General features: G+C 51.3%; 14 protein-coding genes, 1 tRNA gene and 1 pseudogene. 8 read left to right on the plus strand and 8 right to left on the minus strand.

Annotated features, from left to right (window positions below; all coding sequences use genetic code 11):
* Positions 1–50: 50 nt before the first annotated feature.
* Both SE18_RS17635 and SE18_RS17640 read right to left on the minus strand, forming a co-directional pair.
* Positions 51–1,226: a glycosyltransferase family 4 protein gene (locus tag SE18_RS17635; RefSeq protein ID WP_054535775.1), complete on the minus strand. Its 1,176-nt coding sequence runs from the start codon at positions 1,224–1,226 to the stop codon at positions 51–53.
* 2 nt (positions 1,227–1,228) lie between these two features.
* Positions 1,229–1,864, minus strand: coding sequence for an HAD family hydrolase (locus SE18_RS17640; RefSeq protein ID WP_054535776.1), 636 nt, complete (start codon positions 1,862–1,864; stop codon positions 1,229–1,231).
* A gap of 162 nt (positions 1,865–2,026) precedes the next feature.
* On the opposite strand from SE18_RS17640, the gene SE18_RS17645 reads away from it, so the two are divergent.
* Together SE18_RS17645 and SE18_RS17650 are read left to right on the plus strand one after the other, a co-directional pair.
* Positions 2,027–2,761 (plus strand): zinc-binding protein, encoded by a 735-nt coding sequence (locus tag SE18_RS17645; protein WP_054535777.1) that lies wholly within the window; start codon positions 2,027–2,029, stop codon positions 2,759–2,761.
* 18 nt (positions 2,762–2,779) lie between these two features.
* On the plus strand, positions 2,780–3,415 hold the full coding sequence (locus SE18_RS17650; RefSeq protein WP_054535778.1) for a hypothetical protein: 636 nt from the start codon (positions 2,780–2,782) through the stop codon (positions 3,413–3,415).
* Here SE18_RS17650 and SE18_RS17655 read toward each other — a convergent pair.
* The 3 genes from SE18_RS17655 to SE18_RS17665 all read right to left on the minus strand — a co-directional run bounded on the left by SE18_RS17655 (position 3,412) and on the right by SE18_RS17665 (position 6,685).
* On the minus strand, positions 3,412–4,233 hold the full coding sequence (locus SE18_RS17655; protein ID WP_054535779.1) for a DUF92 domain-containing protein: 822 nt from the start codon (positions 4,231–4,233) through the stop codon (positions 3,412–3,414). The genes SE18_RS17650 and SE18_RS17655 overlap by 4 nt on opposite strands.
* Before the next feature lie 73 nt (positions 4,234–4,306).
* Entirely contained in the window at positions 4,307–5,368 is a 1,062-nt protein-coding gene (locus tag SE18_RS17660) for a M42 family metallopeptidase (RefSeq protein ID WP_054535959.1), read from the minus strand.
* A gap of 537 nt (positions 5,369–5,905) precedes the next feature.
* Positions 5,906–6,685: a class I SAM-dependent methyltransferase gene (locus SE18_RS17665; protein WP_054535780.1), complete on the minus strand. Its 780-nt coding sequence runs from the start codon at positions 6,683–6,685 to the stop codon at positions 5,906–5,908.
* 608 nt (positions 6,686–7,293) lie between these two features.
* On the opposite strand from SE18_RS17665, the gene SE18_RS17675 reads away from it, so the two are divergent.
* The 3 genes from SE18_RS17675 to SE18_RS17685 all read left to right on the plus strand — a co-directional run bounded on the left by SE18_RS17675 (position 7,294) and on the right by SE18_RS17685 (position 9,744).
* The gene (locus tag SE18_RS17675) at positions 7,294–7,584 is read left to right on the plus strand and encodes a GlsB/YeaQ/YmgE family stress response membrane protein (protein WP_054535782.1); all 291 of its coding nucleotides are present in this window, start codon (positions 7,294–7,296) and stop codon (positions 7,582–7,584) included.
* A 238-nt stretch (positions 7,585–7,822) separates the two neighbouring features.
* Positions 7,823–8,518 carry an SGNH/GDSL hydrolase family protein gene (locus tag SE18_RS17680; RefSeq protein WP_054535783.1) on the plus strand — a complete coding sequence of 232 codons (696 nt, stop codon included), beginning with the start codon at positions 7,823–7,825 and terminating at the stop codon, positions 8,516–8,518.
* A gap of 8 nt (positions 8,519–8,526) precedes the next feature.
* Positions 8,527–9,744, plus strand: coding sequence for an MFS transporter (locus SE18_RS17685; RefSeq protein ID WP_054535784.1), 1,218 nt, complete (start codon positions 8,527–8,529; stop codon positions 9,742–9,744).
* Between the two features lie 99 nt (positions 9,745–9,843).
* On the opposite strand, the gene SE18_RS17690 is transcribed toward SE18_RS17685, so the two are convergent.
* A tRNA-Gln gene (locus SE18_RS17690) sits at positions 9,844–9,917 on the minus strand.
* Between the two features lie 199 nt (positions 9,918–10,116).
* Here SE18_RS17690 and SE18_RS17695 point away from each other — a divergent pair.
* Positions 10,117–12,684: pseudogene (locus tag SE18_RS17695) on the plus strand (lamin tail domain-containing protein); the annotation flags it as partial.
* A 763-nt stretch (positions 12,685–13,447) separates the two neighbouring features.
* Here the strand turns inward: SE18_RS17695 and SE18_RS28025 are convergent.
* Positions 13,448–13,963: a MogA/MoaB family molybdenum cofactor biosynthesis protein gene (locus SE18_RS28025; RefSeq protein ID WP_083469985.1), complete on the minus strand. Its 516-nt coding sequence runs from the start codon at positions 13,961–13,963 to the stop codon at positions 13,448–13,450.
* A gap of 101 nt (positions 13,964–14,064) precedes the next feature.
* Here SE18_RS28025 and SE18_RS17700 point away from each other — a divergent pair, with 101 nt between their 5' ends.
* Both SE18_RS17700 and SE18_RS17705 read left to right on the plus strand, forming a co-directional pair.
* Complete coding sequence (locus tag SE18_RS17700) at positions 14,065–15,147, plus strand: TolB family protein (protein ID WP_054535786.1); 1,083 nt, start codon at positions 14,065–14,067, stop codon at positions 15,145–15,147.
* A 4-nt stretch (positions 15,148–15,151) separates the two neighbouring features.
* Positions 15,152–15,778 (plus strand): alpha/beta hydrolase, encoded by a 627-nt coding sequence (locus SE18_RS17705; protein WP_054535787.1) that lies wholly within the window; start codon positions 15,152–15,154, stop codon positions 15,776–15,778.
* Positions 15,779–15,820: 42 nt separating this feature from the next.
* On the opposite strand, the gene SE18_RS17710 is transcribed toward SE18_RS17705, so the two are convergent.
* On the minus strand, positions 15,821–16,903 hold the full coding sequence (locus tag SE18_RS17710) for a hypothetical protein (protein WP_054535788.1): 1,083 nt from the start codon (positions 16,901–16,903) through the stop codon (positions 15,821–15,823).
* Positions 16,904–17,121 lie beyond the last annotated feature (218 nt).

Genomic DNA, 17,121 nt, shown 5'->3' on the forward strand with positions numbered 1-17,121 from the left:
AGGACGATCCTGCCATGCTCAAGCTTGCCATACCGTAGCTATTTCATGGCCTAGCTCATAGAGTGATCATAACGTTGGAGCAGGATTGTACGTTGGGCCGGCCAATTAAAGTGGGTTTCAATTCGCTGTTGCGCAGCTAAACCCAAGCGCTGACGTAGCTCTGGTTGTTGGAGTAGCCGAATCAGGCCTTGGGCTAAAGCTCCGCTATTGCTTGGTTCAACTAAAATGCCGCTCTGCTGATCGAGATATTCGGCTACTTGGCCAACCGCTGCCGCCACAATTGCCAAGCCTGCCTGCATTTGTTCGGTTAATTTGGCCGAGCATTTGGCCCGATTGAGCACGCTATCATCCATTGGATACAGCGCCAGGTCTGCCGCCGCTAAGGCTGCATCAATTGTGGGTTGCTCGCTCCAGCCGCGGTTATCAAGTGCATGGCTGATGCCTGCGCGTTGGGCCAAATCGGTTAATTGCTGTTCTTCGCCATGCTCGCCAGCCCCAATGACCAACAGCTTGGCCTGCGGAATCTGGGCTAGCACGCCAACCATGGCCGCCACCACATCGCTGACTGGAAACTCCCAAAAGCGGCTATACAGCAAGATAACTGGTTCTTGGCCGAGGCCAAGCATCGCCCGCGCTGCCTTGCGTTCAGGCAAGCTGCGCCGCGGCAGATCAACACTATTGGGCAAATACAGGACTTTATTGGTTGGCAAGCCAAACAAAATTACTTGGTTGGCTAAGGTTTGCGAAGCCACCGTCACGCAATCGGCCAATTTGGGCAAATTGCGCTCTTGCCAATCGATCAAGGCTTTGATATGGCTTGGATAGTTTAAGCGATCGTTCCAGCCGCCCGTGCCTTCCCAATCGTCGGTATCAACAAAAATTGGCAAATTGGGCCGCAAGCGCCGAATCAACGGCAAGGCCATGCCACCGTAGCCCTTGGGCTTAAACAAATGCACCAGATCAGGCTTGAGTGCCAAACAGCGCTTGAGCATCCACATCACTGAGCGGAGCATTGCCAGGCTGCCTTGGCCAAAATTTGGGCTATGCTCAACCGTAATTTGCCTAATTATGCTCGTTAAGCCAGCATCATTGGGGTAGAGATCGCTCGGCGCAAGCACATGCACTGTATCACCACGATCCGCCGCAGCTTGGAGCATGGGCAGCGCGCGGCGGCTTAATGTTGCTTTGGGCCGTAAGCCAAAGGGCGCAAGCGCAACGATCCGCATGCTCAAAACTCCTCGCGCAACATCGCCCGTTCATGGGGTTTGAGCACATCCAAGCTGCCAAGTTCATCAATTAATGCAGCAGTGGTGGTGAAATGCACCGTTGGCAGGCCAAAGGCTCGGGCTGCCTGCACATTGCGCAATTTATCGTCGATAAACACAATCTCACGCATTGGCACGCCCAAGGCTGCAACCGCCAATTCAAAGGCTTGAGGATTGGGCTTGGCCACCCCAACCCGCGCCGAATTAATCACCACATCGAATAAGTTGGCAACCTGCCAGCGTTCTAAGATCGTTTCTAAGTCGTCGAGTGCATTCGAGAGCAAGCCAGTGCGATAGCGGCGCTGCAACACTTGGGCAATGCGCACCATCTGTTGATTCAGCTGCTCACCAGCAAAAAGCTCATTCATAAAGCCACTTAGCTCGCCATCAATGCCTAATTTTTGCTGCATGCCCGACCAATAGGCTTGGCTAGTAAGCTGACCAACTCGTGCTTGGCGCCATTCATCGCCGTTATACAACAAGGCATACAACGATTCAGCAGAATGGCCATAGCGCTGGGCAATGCTCCGATAGCCTTCAAGTGATTCATGTTGCGGATTGAAAACTCCGCCCCAATCGAATAGGATGGCGTTGGTCATGATTCGTCCTCTGGTCTAGGCATCAGGTGATCCTGTGGCAGGCGTTCGCGCGCGGCCAACAACTAAATTGCAATTTGTGCGTCTAAGTTACAGGCTTATGGGCAAACAACGTGGGATAATTGTAGCAGATACCACGCTAATCTAGATGAGAATGCGAAATCGATGACAAGCCGTTTGATTCCACCAATTCGTAGCCAACAACTGCCAGATAAAAGCCAATGCGCGGTCTGTGGCCAGCGCTTGACCGGAGCCTATTATTTTCTGCCCGACCGACCGGAGCGCTACTGTGAAACTTGTATTGAGCAACGCCCACGTTGTAGCAGTTGTGCAGCGCCTGTCGGCAGCGATGGCTGGACGCTGCACGATGGGCGGGCTCAATGTGGCAGTTGCCATCGCAGCGCAATTTATGATCCGCAGGAAGCCCAAGCCTTGTATGCAGACACGGTTGCTTCGCTGGCCCAACATCTAGGCTTGCAGGTCCAAGTTGGTGCAAGTTTTCGGCTGGTCGATCAGCCAACAATCCAAGATTTGGCTCGCCAAGGTGCAATTGCCACCGAAGGCCAACAAATGCTTGGGCTATATCTGCGTCAAGGCCGGATGCGGGTGGTTTATGCCTTGTATGGCTTGCCCCGCTGGCGCTTTCGCCTCGTTGTGGCCCACGAATTTGCCCACGTTTGGCAGGGCGAACATTGTCCGTTATTAACTGATTACGATTGGGTTGAAGGCTTTGCTGAATGGGTTGCTTACCAACATTTGCTTTTTTTGGGTGCAACCAAGGCTGCTGAAAGATTACGCAATGGCGAACACCCTTATCGCAAGGGTTTGGAGCAATGCCTCAAACTCGAAGAACAAATTGGCGTTCGTGGGGTTTTGGCAGCAATGCGCACCCTCGAATAAGCAAACGTTGGAGGAGTTATGCGCTGGTTTGGGGCGTTTTTTCTGGCCTTTATGCTTTCAACAGCTGGTTTTTTTACGCTACTGCCGATTGCGGCAAAAGTAACGACACCGCTGGTTTGTACTGGCGGCACTATCGATTTGCCCGAACGGATTTCGCGTAAAACCAAATTTTATTGCCAGAAAAATGGCACGCAACACGAGATTAATGCTTTTTGGCTCATGACAAGCGGGGTTTTGATTTACACGCCGCTGTTCTATCCGCCGTTATTGTTGCTTGGCCGCAATACAAAAACAGCGCGTAGCAGCCAACCAAAGCCAACCATGGCGACTATCGATGCCCAAAATCAAGCCCAATTTGCCCGCTCAATTGCTGCTAGCGCCAGCGTGATTGATGCAGAAAAGGGCAAGCATATTTCGAGCAATGGCTTTCGACGCGATGTTGAAGTTATTTTGAGCCTAGAAGTGCAACGCCCTGATGGGTCGCGCTATAACGCCAAAAGCGCATGGATGGTCGAGGAATTGCAGTTTGCGCGGATCGCGATTGGCCAAACCATCGCTGTGCAGATCGATGCTGACGATCCACAGGTAATTTATCCCAGCAGCGAGCTGCGCCACATTAAATATTCGCCGTGGTATACCAGCAATTATGCCTAATTGGCGAGCGTTGCAATGAATAAACTGACCAGCGCGCCAGACCCAGTGCTAAGCAAATTCACCCAATCGTTATTGAGCCATGCCAAGCCGCGATAATGGCGGGTTTGGTTGCCGCACTTGTGAATTGTGCGTTCGGTTTCGGTTGCACAGTGTTCGCACCAGCGCATTTGCTGCACGGTCGCGCCAAGTAAACTATCAGCCAATGAGCCTGCAATGCCGCCCACGGTTGCTGCAACCACAAACCAAAACTGTGGTTCTTGGCCATTGCCAAGGCCCAAACCAGTCAAGCCCCAAGCGCTGAGGCCAATTATGAGTGCTCCAAGGCTGGTCGCGGCCATACCCAAGCCCGAAATGGCCCCAGAACGCCCGCGTTCAACGCGCTTAAAGGTTGTGAGCATAAACGGGCGGCCTTTGCTGAGCGTGCCAATTTCGGTGGCCCAAGTGTCGGCGGTAGCCGTGGCAATTGCGCCTAAGGCTAAGCCCCACCAAGCAACATGTGGTTGCCAAGCATAGCCCAAGGCGCTGAGCAAGGGAATGCCGCCATTGGCCATGGTTTGCCAAATATCACGCCGATCGTCTTTGCTAAATTTATCGAGCGCAACTACTGCTTTGCGACGTTTGCCAACTTTGGAAAGCAAACTAGAGCTAGCGAAGAATAAAATAATCAGCCAGCCCCAAGCCCAACTGCCAGCGCCCACCGTTAGCGTGCCAATCAAGACTGCGCCGAGCCAGCCGCTCAAACTGAGCGAACGTCGCCAATAGCCAAGCCCACCAACTAGCAAACTCAAGCAGAAGCCCGCCAACAAACGCACAAGCATGCCACTATACCTCAGCAGAGAATAGCCCCTCGCCCATTAGGTGAGTGAGGGGTTGGGGCGAGGGAAATCTTATTTAGGCCGATTGACCAGCTTTGATGTAATCGACAGTCGTTTGATCGAGCTTGCGCACAACTGCGGCCAGCAGCGTCACCACCTGATCAAAATCATCGCGATGGAGCAGCGAGGCATGGGTATGGATGTAGCGCGTTGCTACGCCCAGCGCCAGCGATGGCACGCCAACATTATTAATATGAAAACGCCCAGCATCGGTGCTGCCACCAGTCATCGTGTCGAACTGATAGGGAATACCCAATTCTTCAGCGGTATCAACCACTAAATCGCGCAAACGGCGATTGGGAATCATGCTGGTATCAAACAGCAAGAGCACTGGGCCGCCACCCATTTTGGCTTGCGCTTCGTCTTTGCTTACGCCTGGAGTATCACCAGCAATACAGACATCGATTGCAAAGGCAATATCGGGCTTGACCAGATTTGCGAGCGTTGCCGCGCCGCGCAAGCCGACTTCTTCTTGCACGGTTGCCCCGGCCACAACTGTATTTGGCAGATTGTCGTTGGCCAATTCGTGCAGCACTTCGACCGCTGCCGCACAGCCAAAACGATTATCCCAGGCCTTGGCCATCACAATTTTGGGGTTTTGCAAGGGCGTAAAGGGGCACATCGGAATAATTGGATCGCCTGGGCACACGCCCCATTCACGGGCTTCGGCAGCTGAGCTGGCCCCAATATCAATAAACATATCTTTCTTTTCGACCAATTTTTTGCGTGCTTCTGGCGAGAGCACATGTGGCGGCTTGGAGCCAACAAGGCCCACGATTGGCCCATTGCGGGTTTCAATTTGCACCCGTTGCGCCAACATCACCATTTCCCACCAGCCACCGAGGGTCTGAAATTTAATAAAGCCATCGTCGGTGATGCGGGTTACCATAAAGCCAACTTCATCGAGGTGGCCAGCCAGCAGAATTGTTGGGCTGCCTTCGGGGCCAGCTTTACGCGCGGCAATGCTCCCAAGATTATCATTGATTAATTCACCGAAAGGAGCCAAGGCCTCGGCCATCACAGCCCGCACTGGCCCTTCGTTGCCTGGTACGCCCGACGCATCGGTCAAAGCCTGCATAAGTGCTAAGCGTTCATCCACAATCGTGCTTCCTTTGCGATTAAACGGTTACTCGTTGCATTCTATGCTAATTTGCACATAACGACAATTGACAATCGTTCAAAAGCCGATTATGATCGACAGCTGTGCATAATCATAGCAATGTAGCCGTCGCTGGCGCAAGCTAGAGGCAACTTCCCGACCCTTCCGACCACCCTCGTGGTGGACAAGTTACCCTGTGAAACCGTAAACAGGGGCGCGAGTTTGGGTAACCTGCTCGTGACGCAAGCCGACAACAGCAAACATTCCCGCCAGTGGTCATTTGGCTGCTGGTAAGGGCTGAAACGGTGGTGTAAGAGACCACCAGCATGCCTCAGCAATGAGCGTGGCTAGGTGACTGCGCTAACCCTTGAAGGGCAAGGTGTGTGGGACGGGCTAAACTAGTGAGAGAGGCAACTCGTTTGCATCACGGCGTTCGTTCACATCGCAGCGAAACCGGAACCTTGGGTGACACCCAAGCGCCTAGGGATCGCCCGCAATTGCGGAGATAGATGGCGGCTAATCCAGAATCGGGGGTATTGCAGCGCTGTGGTTATGCACACCATTTGCTTGCACCAGATACACCACCCGCGTCGCTTCATTTAAATCAACTGAATCCCCATCACGATTCAACCGCGCAACCACGCTTAATCCAGCTTCTGCCAATAATTCAACAATGTGCTGATCGCTATAGGCTGCTTGCAGATGGGTTTCGCTGCCGCGTTGCCATGCATCGTCGTGGCGCTGAAACCAAACAATCTTGCCAATCCCAATCTGGGCTTCGTGGTCAAAATCCAGCGCATTGTAAATATATAAATCATCGCGATCAAGCACAACCTGGTTGTGTTCAGGCCAAGTTGCATACAGCAATGGCGTATTCAAATCAAATACCAACCAACCATTCGGCGTAAGTGCAGCGGCAATTTGCTGAAATAGGTGGCCTAATTGCTCCGGCTCAAGCAGGTAATTTAGCGTATCAAACAGGCTGATGATTAAATCGTACTTCGTTGTAGCTTGCCATGTCGTTAAATCAGCCTGTTGCCAAGCCACAGTGGCGTGCTGCAACTCAGCATGCAAGCGAGCTTGAACCAACATTGTTTCCGAGCGATCGATTGCTGTAACCTGATAGCCTTGCAAGGCCAGCGCTACCGCAGCATCGCCCGTGCCACAGCCAAGATCAAGCACCGTTTGAGGCCGATAATTCTGCTGTTCAAGCCATAGCAAGAGCCAATTGAGCATGTGCAAGCTCAGCCAACTTTGGCCAGCTTGGCGATAAATTGAGGCGTATTCGTTATACATGGCTGCTATTGTACCCGATGCAGAACATAGAACAAAGAGCATAGAACATAGGGATGAAGAAAATCAAAAGGCAGAAGTCAAAAGTCAAAAAAGAACATCGAACAAAAGGATGAAGGATGAGGGATGAAGCATGAGGCTATAGGCTTTGGGCTACCGGAACGTCATCAAAAAAATCTGTGCAATCTGTGGCTAAAAATAAAATCATTCGTGGAATTCGTGGCTAAAACGTATCCTTCGTGCTCTTTGTGTTCTTCGTGGATCAAACCTTTAACGCTAACGCAGAGGCGCAGAGAAAAGAATGGCTATTGGCTATTGGCTATTGGCTTTGGGCTGCCGGAGAATTAGTGAAATTCGTGGCTAAAAAAGGGACGAGACTATTGGCTATCGGAAGATTATTCGGGCAATTCGTGGAATTCGTGGCTAAAAAACCTTCGCGATCTTCGCGCCCTTCGCGGTTTCAGGCTTTTGCCTTTTGCCTTTTGCCCTTTGACTTTCCTCATCCCTCATAATTCATCCTTCATAATTTACTCTCCCGTGGCACAGCATTTGCTTTTACAAACAAGCAGATGACAGAATCAATTTGAATAGCAAACCTAGGAGGAAATACCATGGAATTCTCAGTGATTGGCTTATTGCTTATGTTGTTGATCGCCGCAGTGTGTGGGGCCGCAGGCCAAGCAATTGCAGGCTATAGCATGGGTGGTTTATTGGCATCAATCGGGGTTGGCTTTATCGGCGCATTATTGGGCACCTGGATCGCAGGCAACACTGGTTTGCCAGAACTGCTGACGATCGATATTGAAGGCAAGCCCTTCCCAATTATCTGGTCGATTATTGGCGCAACCTTGTTTGCTTTGATCATTTCGTTTGTGCGCGCACCACGTCGTCGCCGCGTCTAAGTTCAACGTACAGCTAAAACAAACTTCAAGCGTTCTGTCGTCATACGACAGGACGCTTTTTTTGATCACCAACAGAATGAGCGTTTGATGAACTTGAGCTATCACGCGGGCGCAAGGAGCCGAAATGGTTGCTTTATGTCATGCCAAAAGTTGTCAAAAGCAGGCGAGACCGCTATACTGCCGTATACGATATTTGCTGTGGATGCCACAAATATCAGCTTTTCGGCGGAGGTTCTGGATGGCTGGCCCGTTGGTTTTGCAAGTTGGTGATTGTACGGTTGCTTGTTCCTACGCTTTGCCGCATCAACGCGGCGATGCCTTGCTTCAAAGCCGCTTGCGCAGCATCTTTGCTGATGAAACGTTGGTTTGCAATGAAGGCCTCGATGGCGAAGCAACCGAGGATTTTCTCAAACGGTATGATCGAACGATGGCGCGCTATCCCGAAATCGATTTAATTATCGTGCGCTATGGCGTAAACGATCGCAAGCGCTACGGCATTGGGCCATTCGAAGCCAAGTTAATCGAGCTTTGCGATTTATTCGAGCGTGATTATCCCCAAGCTAACATAATCTTGGAAACTGGAATTTACGTCGATTATCCTGCTCATTATGCGTTTGATCGTAACTCCAAGCTTGAGCCTGTATATCGCATGATTAGCAAGCTGGCGCGGCAGCGCGGCTATACAGTCGTCGATATTTTCGAGCGCATGAAACGCGAAACCCAACAAGGCAATTGGGATCTGCGGGCGCGCGGTTTTGGCTCGGTCGATGAAGATTTTCCGGTATTGGGGCCAGCACTTGATCACATTCATGGCCATGATGTGCGCTGGTTTACCAATATCCACCCAAATATTCAAGGCATCCAAACAATTGTTGATGAAGAAATCTCCGTAATTACCCAAACCTGGCCAACTGGTTTGCGGGCAATAGCGTGAGGAGTATTATGCAGCAGGTACCTTCGGCGCATGTGCGTCATCCAATGTGGCCCATTTATCTTTGTGTTGCAGTAACTGCGCTTGGCATTGGGATCATTAATCCGTTGATTCCGCATTTGCTTGAAGAACATGGCGCTGATGAATTTATCGTGGGCTTGAGCACGAGTGTGATGTTTGCCAGCCTTGTGCTAACCGGCATGCCGATTGGCCGCACGATTGATAAATTTGGCATTCGGCTCTTTTTAATTGTGGGATTAATTTCCTACACCGTTGCCATGCTGGCAATGCCCTGGACGAGTAGCATCCCGCTCTTTTTTATGTGGCGGATCTTCGAAGGGATTGGCTGGTCGTGTGTTTGGACTGCCGCTGAAACCTATGTTAGTCGGGTCAGTTCGCCCGAACAGCGTGGCCATAATACAGCAGTCTATGGTATGTCGCTAGCCAGTGGGACAGCGGCAGGCCCGATTATTGGCACGGCGGTCTTGCAATTAACCGGCAGCCATATCATGCCATTTTTTGTGGCGGTTGGCGCTGCAATTCTCGCAACGGTAATCGTCGTGTTGGTTGTGCCAGAGCCCCATGTGGCCCATACCGAGCAAGAAAGTGGCGGCGTGAGCTTCAAAATCACCCGACCATTGATCTTACCTTTGGCAATTGCCTTCCTGTATGGCTATGGCACCTTGTCGTTGGTTTCGTTGCTACCAACCCTCAACTATAGTAATTGGGAGCTTGGGACGCTGATTTCGGTCACGGTGATTGCCAATATTGTGGCACAAGTGCCAATTGGCCGCATGCTCGATCGCTATGGCTATCGGCCTTTGCTAATTGGCTCGTTATCGTTGCTCTCAGGCGCGGCGCTTTTTGCTACCTTGCACCCACCATTCTTGCTAACCCTCTTTTTGGGCATGTTGCTCGGCGCGTTTGCTGGCACGCTCTACCCAATTGGGCTAGCAGTTTTGGCAGCGCGGGTGCCACCAGCCAAGTTGGGCGGTGCTAGCGGTATGTTTACGGTCTGCTATGGCCTTGGCAGTTTTGTTGGGCCAGCATTAACTGGTGGCGTAATGGCCTTGGTTGGCGATAAACATAGCGATCAAGCGCTGTTTGGCACAATTGGCTGTTTGGTGTTGGCACTCTTGGGCTTGATTATGACTGGGATTGATCGCATTAACGTCAAAGAGGAACATCCGGTTAGTGTTGCTTCAACTGGCATCAAACCACCAATGTAAAGCAGCGATTCGACGCCAAAAGGCTGGCATAGTGCCAGCCTTTTTTGTATACCCAAACTTGAGTTAAACAAAAAACTCAGCACTACTGCTGAGTTTTGTTGGCTGGCGGACCAGGATTCGAACCTAGATAAACAGTGCCAAAAACTGTTGTCCTACCTTTAGACGATCCGCCATCACCGAGTTATCTTCAACGTTTCCGTCGACATTGATAGTATAGCATAGACTGTTCTTTTTTGCAAATCCGACGAAAGTTGTAATTTGTGAGCCAGCTCAGCGCGCCAAAACTTCTGCCAAATTGCTTATTCAGCCATGCCAAAAAACGCCAATTTGTGTATCTAGTGATTGCTATTGGTGCTTCAATCGGGGGTGGCTATGAAACAGTATTTCTGGTTATGGTTGCTGTTAGTTTGGCTCTGGCCGCTGCCAACACAAGCCCAAACTCATCCAGCGCAGGTTGTGCTCAACGAATTTTTGGCGCTTCCCAGCACTGGCAACGAGTTTGTTGAGCTATACAATCCAACGCCAACAGCGCTTGATCTCAGTGGTTGGGCGATTGATGATATGGAAGGCGGCAGTAGCCCCAAAATCTTGTCCACGCCGACCATCCTTGCGCCCAATGCTTGGTTGGTCGTTTCGCTGAGCAATGTTTTGAATAATAGTGGCGATCAGGTGCGCTTGATCGATTCTGCTGGCCAAGTGATCGATCAGTATAGCTATTCGAATGCAAGCCCTGGCCTTTCGTGGAGCCGCATGCCCGATGGCACTGGCCCATGGCAAGCTGCTACTTCGCCAACCCCTGGTAATTCCAATATTAGCCAAAGTTCAGCTACCCCAATGCCAAGCAGTAGTGTTACTCCAACCAGTACCAGTTTGCCAACCCTTACTCCCTTGGTGCAAGCAAGCCCAACCAGCACCCCAACCGTAGTTGTTTCGCCAAGCCCAATTCCAAGTGCAACTCCGCTACCAAGCCCAGCCTTGATTCGGCTCAACGAATTGATGGCTGTGCCGAGTGCCGGCAAAGAATGGGTCGAGCTATATAACGCTGGCGCGCAAACCATCAATTTGCATGGTTGGCAGCTCGATGATGCTGCCGATGGAGCCAGCCCAATTCTGCTGGAAGCAAGCATCTTGCCTGCAAGTTGGTTGGTAATTTCAATGACCAATATGTATAACAATAGCGGCGATGAGCTACGCTTGTTTGATTCAGCTGGGCGCTTGATCGATGCTTTCAGCTATAGTGCCACCACCAGCGACCGCACTTGGGCCAGAATGCCCGATGGCACTGGCGCTTGGCTGGCTAATCGCGTCCCAAGTCTTGGCCAAAGTAATCCTGCTGATCCGCCTATTGTGCCAACTCAAGCCCGGGTTGTCATCAACGAAGTGATGAGCCAACCAATCAGTGGGACTGATTGGGTCGAACTCTACAATCTCGGCCCTGATGCGCTTGATCTCAAGGGTTGGAAAATTGATGATCAGCTTGCTGCTGGCGGCGCGGCGCATACTATTCAAACGTCAACAATTATTAGCCCAAGTTCATGGCTGCTGATTCCTCTTGGGACGCTGTTGAATGCTGAGCTTGATAGTGTGCATTTAATCACTGATCAAGGTGTGGTGACTGATAGCCTCGCGTATTTGAGCAGCGTGGCTGAACGCACATGGAGCCGCATGCCTGATGGCGCAGCAACTTGGCAAGCAGCCTCGCGCGCTAGCCCTGCTATGGCCAATCGCCAAAATTCTAGCCCTGAACCAAACCAATTGCTAATCAACGAAGTTTTGGCTTGGCCGACAACAGGCGAGGAGTTTGTCGAATTGTATAATGCTGGAGCTACGCCAATCGATTTAAGTGGCTGGTGGCTTGATGATCAGGCGAATGCTGGTGGCGCAGCGCTGCGTATTCCCGACGATACGCTGATTGCGCCACGCAGTTGGTATAGCATCGCTAGTAGTGGTTTGCTGAATGATAATGGCGATCTTGTGCGCTTGCTTGATTATCGTTTGCAAGAATATGCGGTTTGGAATTATAGCTCGGCATTGCAGGGTTATTCTGCTGGGCGCTGGCCTGATGGTGGCCTCAATTGGTACCGTGGCATGCGCGCTAGCCCCAACGCTCGCAATCACGCGCTCGCTGCAATTCCTTCAGGTGTCGTGATTAATGAAATTTCGCCGCTTGGCCAAGAATGGATCGAACTGTATTCAACCAATGCTGATGTAATTGATTTAACTGGTTGGAGCATTAGCGATAGTTCTGGCACAACAATGAGGCTTGCAGCTAAAACCTCCATTCAGCACGGCCAATTTCTCACCATAACCTTGAGTAGTTTGATCAACGACAGCGGCGATAGCGTGCAACTTGCCATGGCTGATGGCCGCATCGTTGACCAATTAAGCTATACCAAGCCCTTGGCTAATACTACGTGGAGCCGCATACCTGATGCTGGTAGTTGGCAGAATAATGCGCCTGCTACGCCCAATCAGCCGAATCGTGCGCCGCAGCCAACCGCTGTACCAGCCACTAAAACGCAGAAACCAACCGCGACCAAGAAACCAACCGCAACCCCAAGAGCAACTGCTAAACCTAAAGTATCCAAGCCTAAAGCGACTGCACAGCCAACGCTGGCTGTAAAAGCCAAATATCCGCAGATTCAAATTAACGAAGTTGTGCCTGCCCCGCGCACGATCGATTGGAACGGCGATGGTGAAAGCAATAGTAACGACGAATGGATTGAACTCTACAATCCTAATAGCTATCAGGTTGATTTAACTGGCTGGCAATTGGACGATCAGGCAGATGGAGGCTCGCGGCCATGGCGCTTGCCCGTTGGCATGAGCATTGAAGCCAATGGCTATTTGGTAGTTTTTGCCAGCCAAAGCAAATTAAGCCTCACCAACTCTGGCGAAGAGCTACGCTTGCTCCAGCCAAATGCTGTAGTTGCCGATTTGGTTAGCTATGCCAAATTGGATTATGACCACAGCTGGGGCCGCCACCCAAGCAGCCAACAATGGCAAAGCTTTGCCCAACCAAGCCCCAAGCAAGCCAATAATCCAGCTCCAAGCGACTCGGCTGCTAAGCAAATTAGCGTGCGCGAGGCCCAACAAGCAGCAATCGATAGCCATGTTTCGGTCGAAGGTGTGGTTAGTGCTGAACTGAATCTGTTTCGCCAACGAGCGTTCTATGTGCAAGATTCAACCGCAGGAATCTTGGTCTTTATCAGTAATAATGCTGCCTTGCCAAGCCTCAAACAAGGCATGGTTGTGCGACTTCAGGCAACAGTTGGCAGCTACCATCAAGAACCACAGTTGCTTATTGATGCTGCTGATGATCTCAAAATTATCAAACAGCAAGCAGATTTAGTGATTCACAGCCCAAATAGGCTTGATCAAGCGACGCTTGGCCAGTTGGTAAAACTGAAATTGCGCTTCAAACAACGCAACGCAGATAGTTTAGTGGTCGAGTTTGGGTCGCAACAGTTGCAAGTGCGTTTGGCGCAGGGCCAAAGCTTGCCCCAACTGCCAAGCGCCATCCAACTCAATGCGACTGGCATCGTTAGCCGCTACGATGATGTCTGGCGTTTGCAGGTGCGCCATGTGGCTGATTTGGGTGTGCCGCAACGCTTGCCTGCGACCAGCCAACCAAACCTGCCCATGCTGTGGGCTTGGGTGCTTGGCTTGATTGGGCTTGGCTGGCTGGTTCGCTACTATGGATTTACTGGCGGAACAATTCCCAAACGAGGTGTTTTAGCTCAGGCAAAATTAACGATTCTAAGGCCAAGCGTACCGCGCCCGACGAACCAGGCATACAAAAAACCAAGGTTCGGCCAGCGATTCCAGCGGTTGCACGCGAAAGCATTGCTCCAGCGCCAATGTCGTTGTAGGAAAGCATGCGAAAAATCTCGCCAAAACCAGGTAATTTCTTATCGAGCAACGGCTCAATCGCCTCGATTGTGGCATCGCGGCGGGCAATGCCAGTGCCACCATTAGTTAATACTGCGTCGCAATCGCTACGCGCAATGCATTGCTGCACAAACTCGGCCACTTGATCCGGCTCGTCGGGAATAATCCGATATTCGACGATTTCAAAGCCTGCGGCGGTTAATAATTCTTGGGCAAGTGCTCCGCTCTTATCGGTTTCGATACTGCGTGTATCGCTAATCGTAATAATTGCACAGCGGACTGGCGCTTGGTACTGCGCTGCTGCCTCGGCATGATCATTGTAGCCCATATGGCCTCCTTCACTAAATTGGGCATTCTGCCTATCGTAGCGCATTTGCTCAAAGCTGGCTATAGGGTGATAATCAAGCCAAGTATGCCCAAGGAGTCATCATGGATCAGATAGGTCGTCGAACATTAACCAGTTTATCGGTGGGCTTGGTTGCAATTGTGATTTTGCTGGTCGCAATTGGTCAACAGCCTACTACCAGCCAAGGTTCGAGCAACCCTAGCAATCGACAACAAGTTAGTGGCATTTTATTTTTGCGCAACCCTTCGCAGCAAGCAGAGTTATGGCGTTCTGATGCCAATGGTCAGGGCCAACAATTGCTTGTGCCGCAAATTAGCGATTATAGCCTTAGCCCTGATGGGCGCAAGGTTGCCTATGCCACTCAATCCGAATCCCAACCAAGCAGGATCGAGATTTTCGATCTGACCCAAAATCAGGTGATTACCAGCACTGGCGCTGCCGATTGGACTGGCTATACGCCGAATTGGTCGCCTGCTGATAACGCGATTGTCTATGAACGGCGCACGATTGGTACTGGTGGCGTTGGCTCGCCCAAACTTTGGTTGATGCAGCCAGATGGAACCCAAGTCAGTCCTGTTGTCAAAGGCGGCGATGTGGTTACGTTTGGCGCACATTGGTCGAATGCTGGGCAGATGTTAGGTTTTACCGACCCGTTGCGCAACGAATTAGTACTGTTTGATTTTAGCGATGTGCTGCGGCGCATTCCATTTAGCGGCGATTTCGATTGGTCGCCTGATGATAAGCGTTTGGTCATTAGCGTGCTGCGCGAAACTCAAGCTGGCTTTCGCAATGAGTTGGTGTTGTTTGATTTGGCGAGCGAGCAGCAAACGCCCTTGGCTAGCCAAGCTGATAGCGATGATTTTACGCCAAGTTGGTCGCCTGATGGCAAGCAAATCGCGTTTGTGCGGCGGACTCGCGAAGTGCCGCGCGGCGAGATTTGGGTGGTGAATGCTGATGGCAGTGAGCCACGGGCAATAACCGCTGGCGGTGGCTACGATAATGTCGATCCTCAATGGACACCAGATAGCCGGCAATTGCTTTGGACGCGCTTAACCGTTGGTTCGGCCAACGTGCCTTCGGCAATTTGGACGGATACTTTGGCTGATAATGCGGAGCCACGGGTGTTGATTGAAAATGCCACTCAAGCCCGTTGGATAGTTGAGTAAGCACATGCAAACATCAATTCATTTTCTCTCAGCAGACGGCAGCACCTTGTTAGAAGGCAAATGGTTGGCTCCAGCCCAACTCCCTGAACGAGTTGCGGTGTTGGCGCATCACTTTCCTCCAATGTCGAATATGGATCAGCGGGCGATTTTTGCTACATTCAAAGTGCTGCGCGACCGTGGTTGGGGTGTTTTGCGCTACAACTCGCGCGGCGTGGGCAAAAGTCAGGGCGAATTTAGCGGCGGCCCGGGCGAAGATCTCGATTTGCAAGCAGCCTTGGCCGAAGCTCGCCAACGCGCTCCCCAAGCCCAAATCTGCCTAATTGGCTGGTCGTTTGGGGCGCAATTGGTGCTGCGGGTGATGGCCAGCGATCCAGCGATTCGGGCAACCGTGGCGGTTACGCCCAACCCAGTTGGCTTGCAGGAAAGTGCCCAAGGCCAGCACAGGCCGCTCTTGGCGATTGTGGCCGAGCGCGATCAATTTTTCGATTTGATTGAAACTCGCACTGCCTTTGAAGAAGCCACTGAGCCAAAAACTTGGCATTTGCTCAAATGGGCTGACCACTATTATCTGACTCGAGAGGATGAAGTGGCGCAATTGACGGTGGATTGGCTCGAACAGGCGGTTAAATGAAAACAGGGAGCAGTTTGCACCGCTCCCTATCATTCAGAAAATTTAGGCTAATTTGCGCCAGCGTTCGACATAGGGGCTGCGTTCGACCCAGAGTGCGCCAGCCCAGACGATGCCGAGCAGAATTGCGGCAATTGGCATCGTCGTCGTATAAGGAATTTCTGGCATCAACGTATAGCGATCGCTAATCCATGCGCCAGCGTAGAAGGCAAATAGCGTCCCAAAGGCAGCAACAAAAGGATTAATTCGATACGTAATGCCAATATCGATTGCTAAGGCCGTACCAATGATAAACAATGGCACAAACGATGGTGGGAACTCAATGCCACGCAGAATGTAGAACGACACAACGCGATAGAGCAAATAAGTCCCGGCAACCAAGGTTGCTGTCCAGCGTCCACGCATAATTAGGCGCGCGGCCAAAAGCACCAAAACAACCGAGGTAATCAGCCACAGCGGGTAGAGCCAATCGGGCACCGGAATCGCAAAGCGCTCTGGGTTGGCGCCTGCCTCGATCATCAATTCGGCATCGGCGTAGGGTTTGCCAAGGCGCATAGCTTCGATTGCGGTTACGCCATATTCTTGCTGACCCAAGGGAAACAAGAAATCTTCGAGCAAAAAGGCCCAAAAACCAAGCCCAAAGACCGTTTTAATCCGACTATCGGGCGTTAATAACAACCAACCCCGTAACACACCTAAGAGCATCACCGCCGTGCCAAGGTAGAGCAAGGCATGGGTCGGGCTCCAACTTGTAATATCAAGTCCAAACAAACGGTGATTGATTAAATCTAAGGGAATTGCAATCAGGAAGATCGAAATCCCTGCCTGCATCAGGCGTAAAGTTAGCCGATCGACTCCATAGCCAGTCCAAGTATGGAACATAACGAGCAACACGACGATGACGGTGCCAACAGTGTTGATCATATGCGGTGGGGCTAAATCGTCGCGTAAAAAGCGGAAGTGCCAAGCCACATCCCAGCCCGAACCCATCAATTTGAGCACAAATGCAAACAACCAAATACCATAGATGGTGTGCAGCGCCCGCGTATTTGTTGGGCGTAGTGGTTGCCCTGGTGAACTGTACGTTTGCCAAAGCGGCATCACATAGCGGTCAAGATACTGGCGCATACGTGCAACCCTTTCTGAATTAAAACGTGTTGAAGTTCTCTCTGATCGACGTTTACCACGGTGAGGTTGTTGCAGGTTCAACAACCTAACTTTCGATGCTGATTGAAATTAAACATTGATTGGCCCATTCTATGGATGGCATCAAGCCTTGTCAATCCCTTGCAACGTAAGGTGTCATGAATCGCGTTCAGAATTATGTTTTGGGTTTCATGGCACGC

The sequence above is a fragment of the Herpetosiphon geysericola genome (assembly GCF_001306135.1).
Lineage (GTDB): Bacteria > Chloroflexota > Chloroflexia > Chloroflexales > Herpetosiphonaceae > Herpetosiphon > Herpetosiphon geysericola.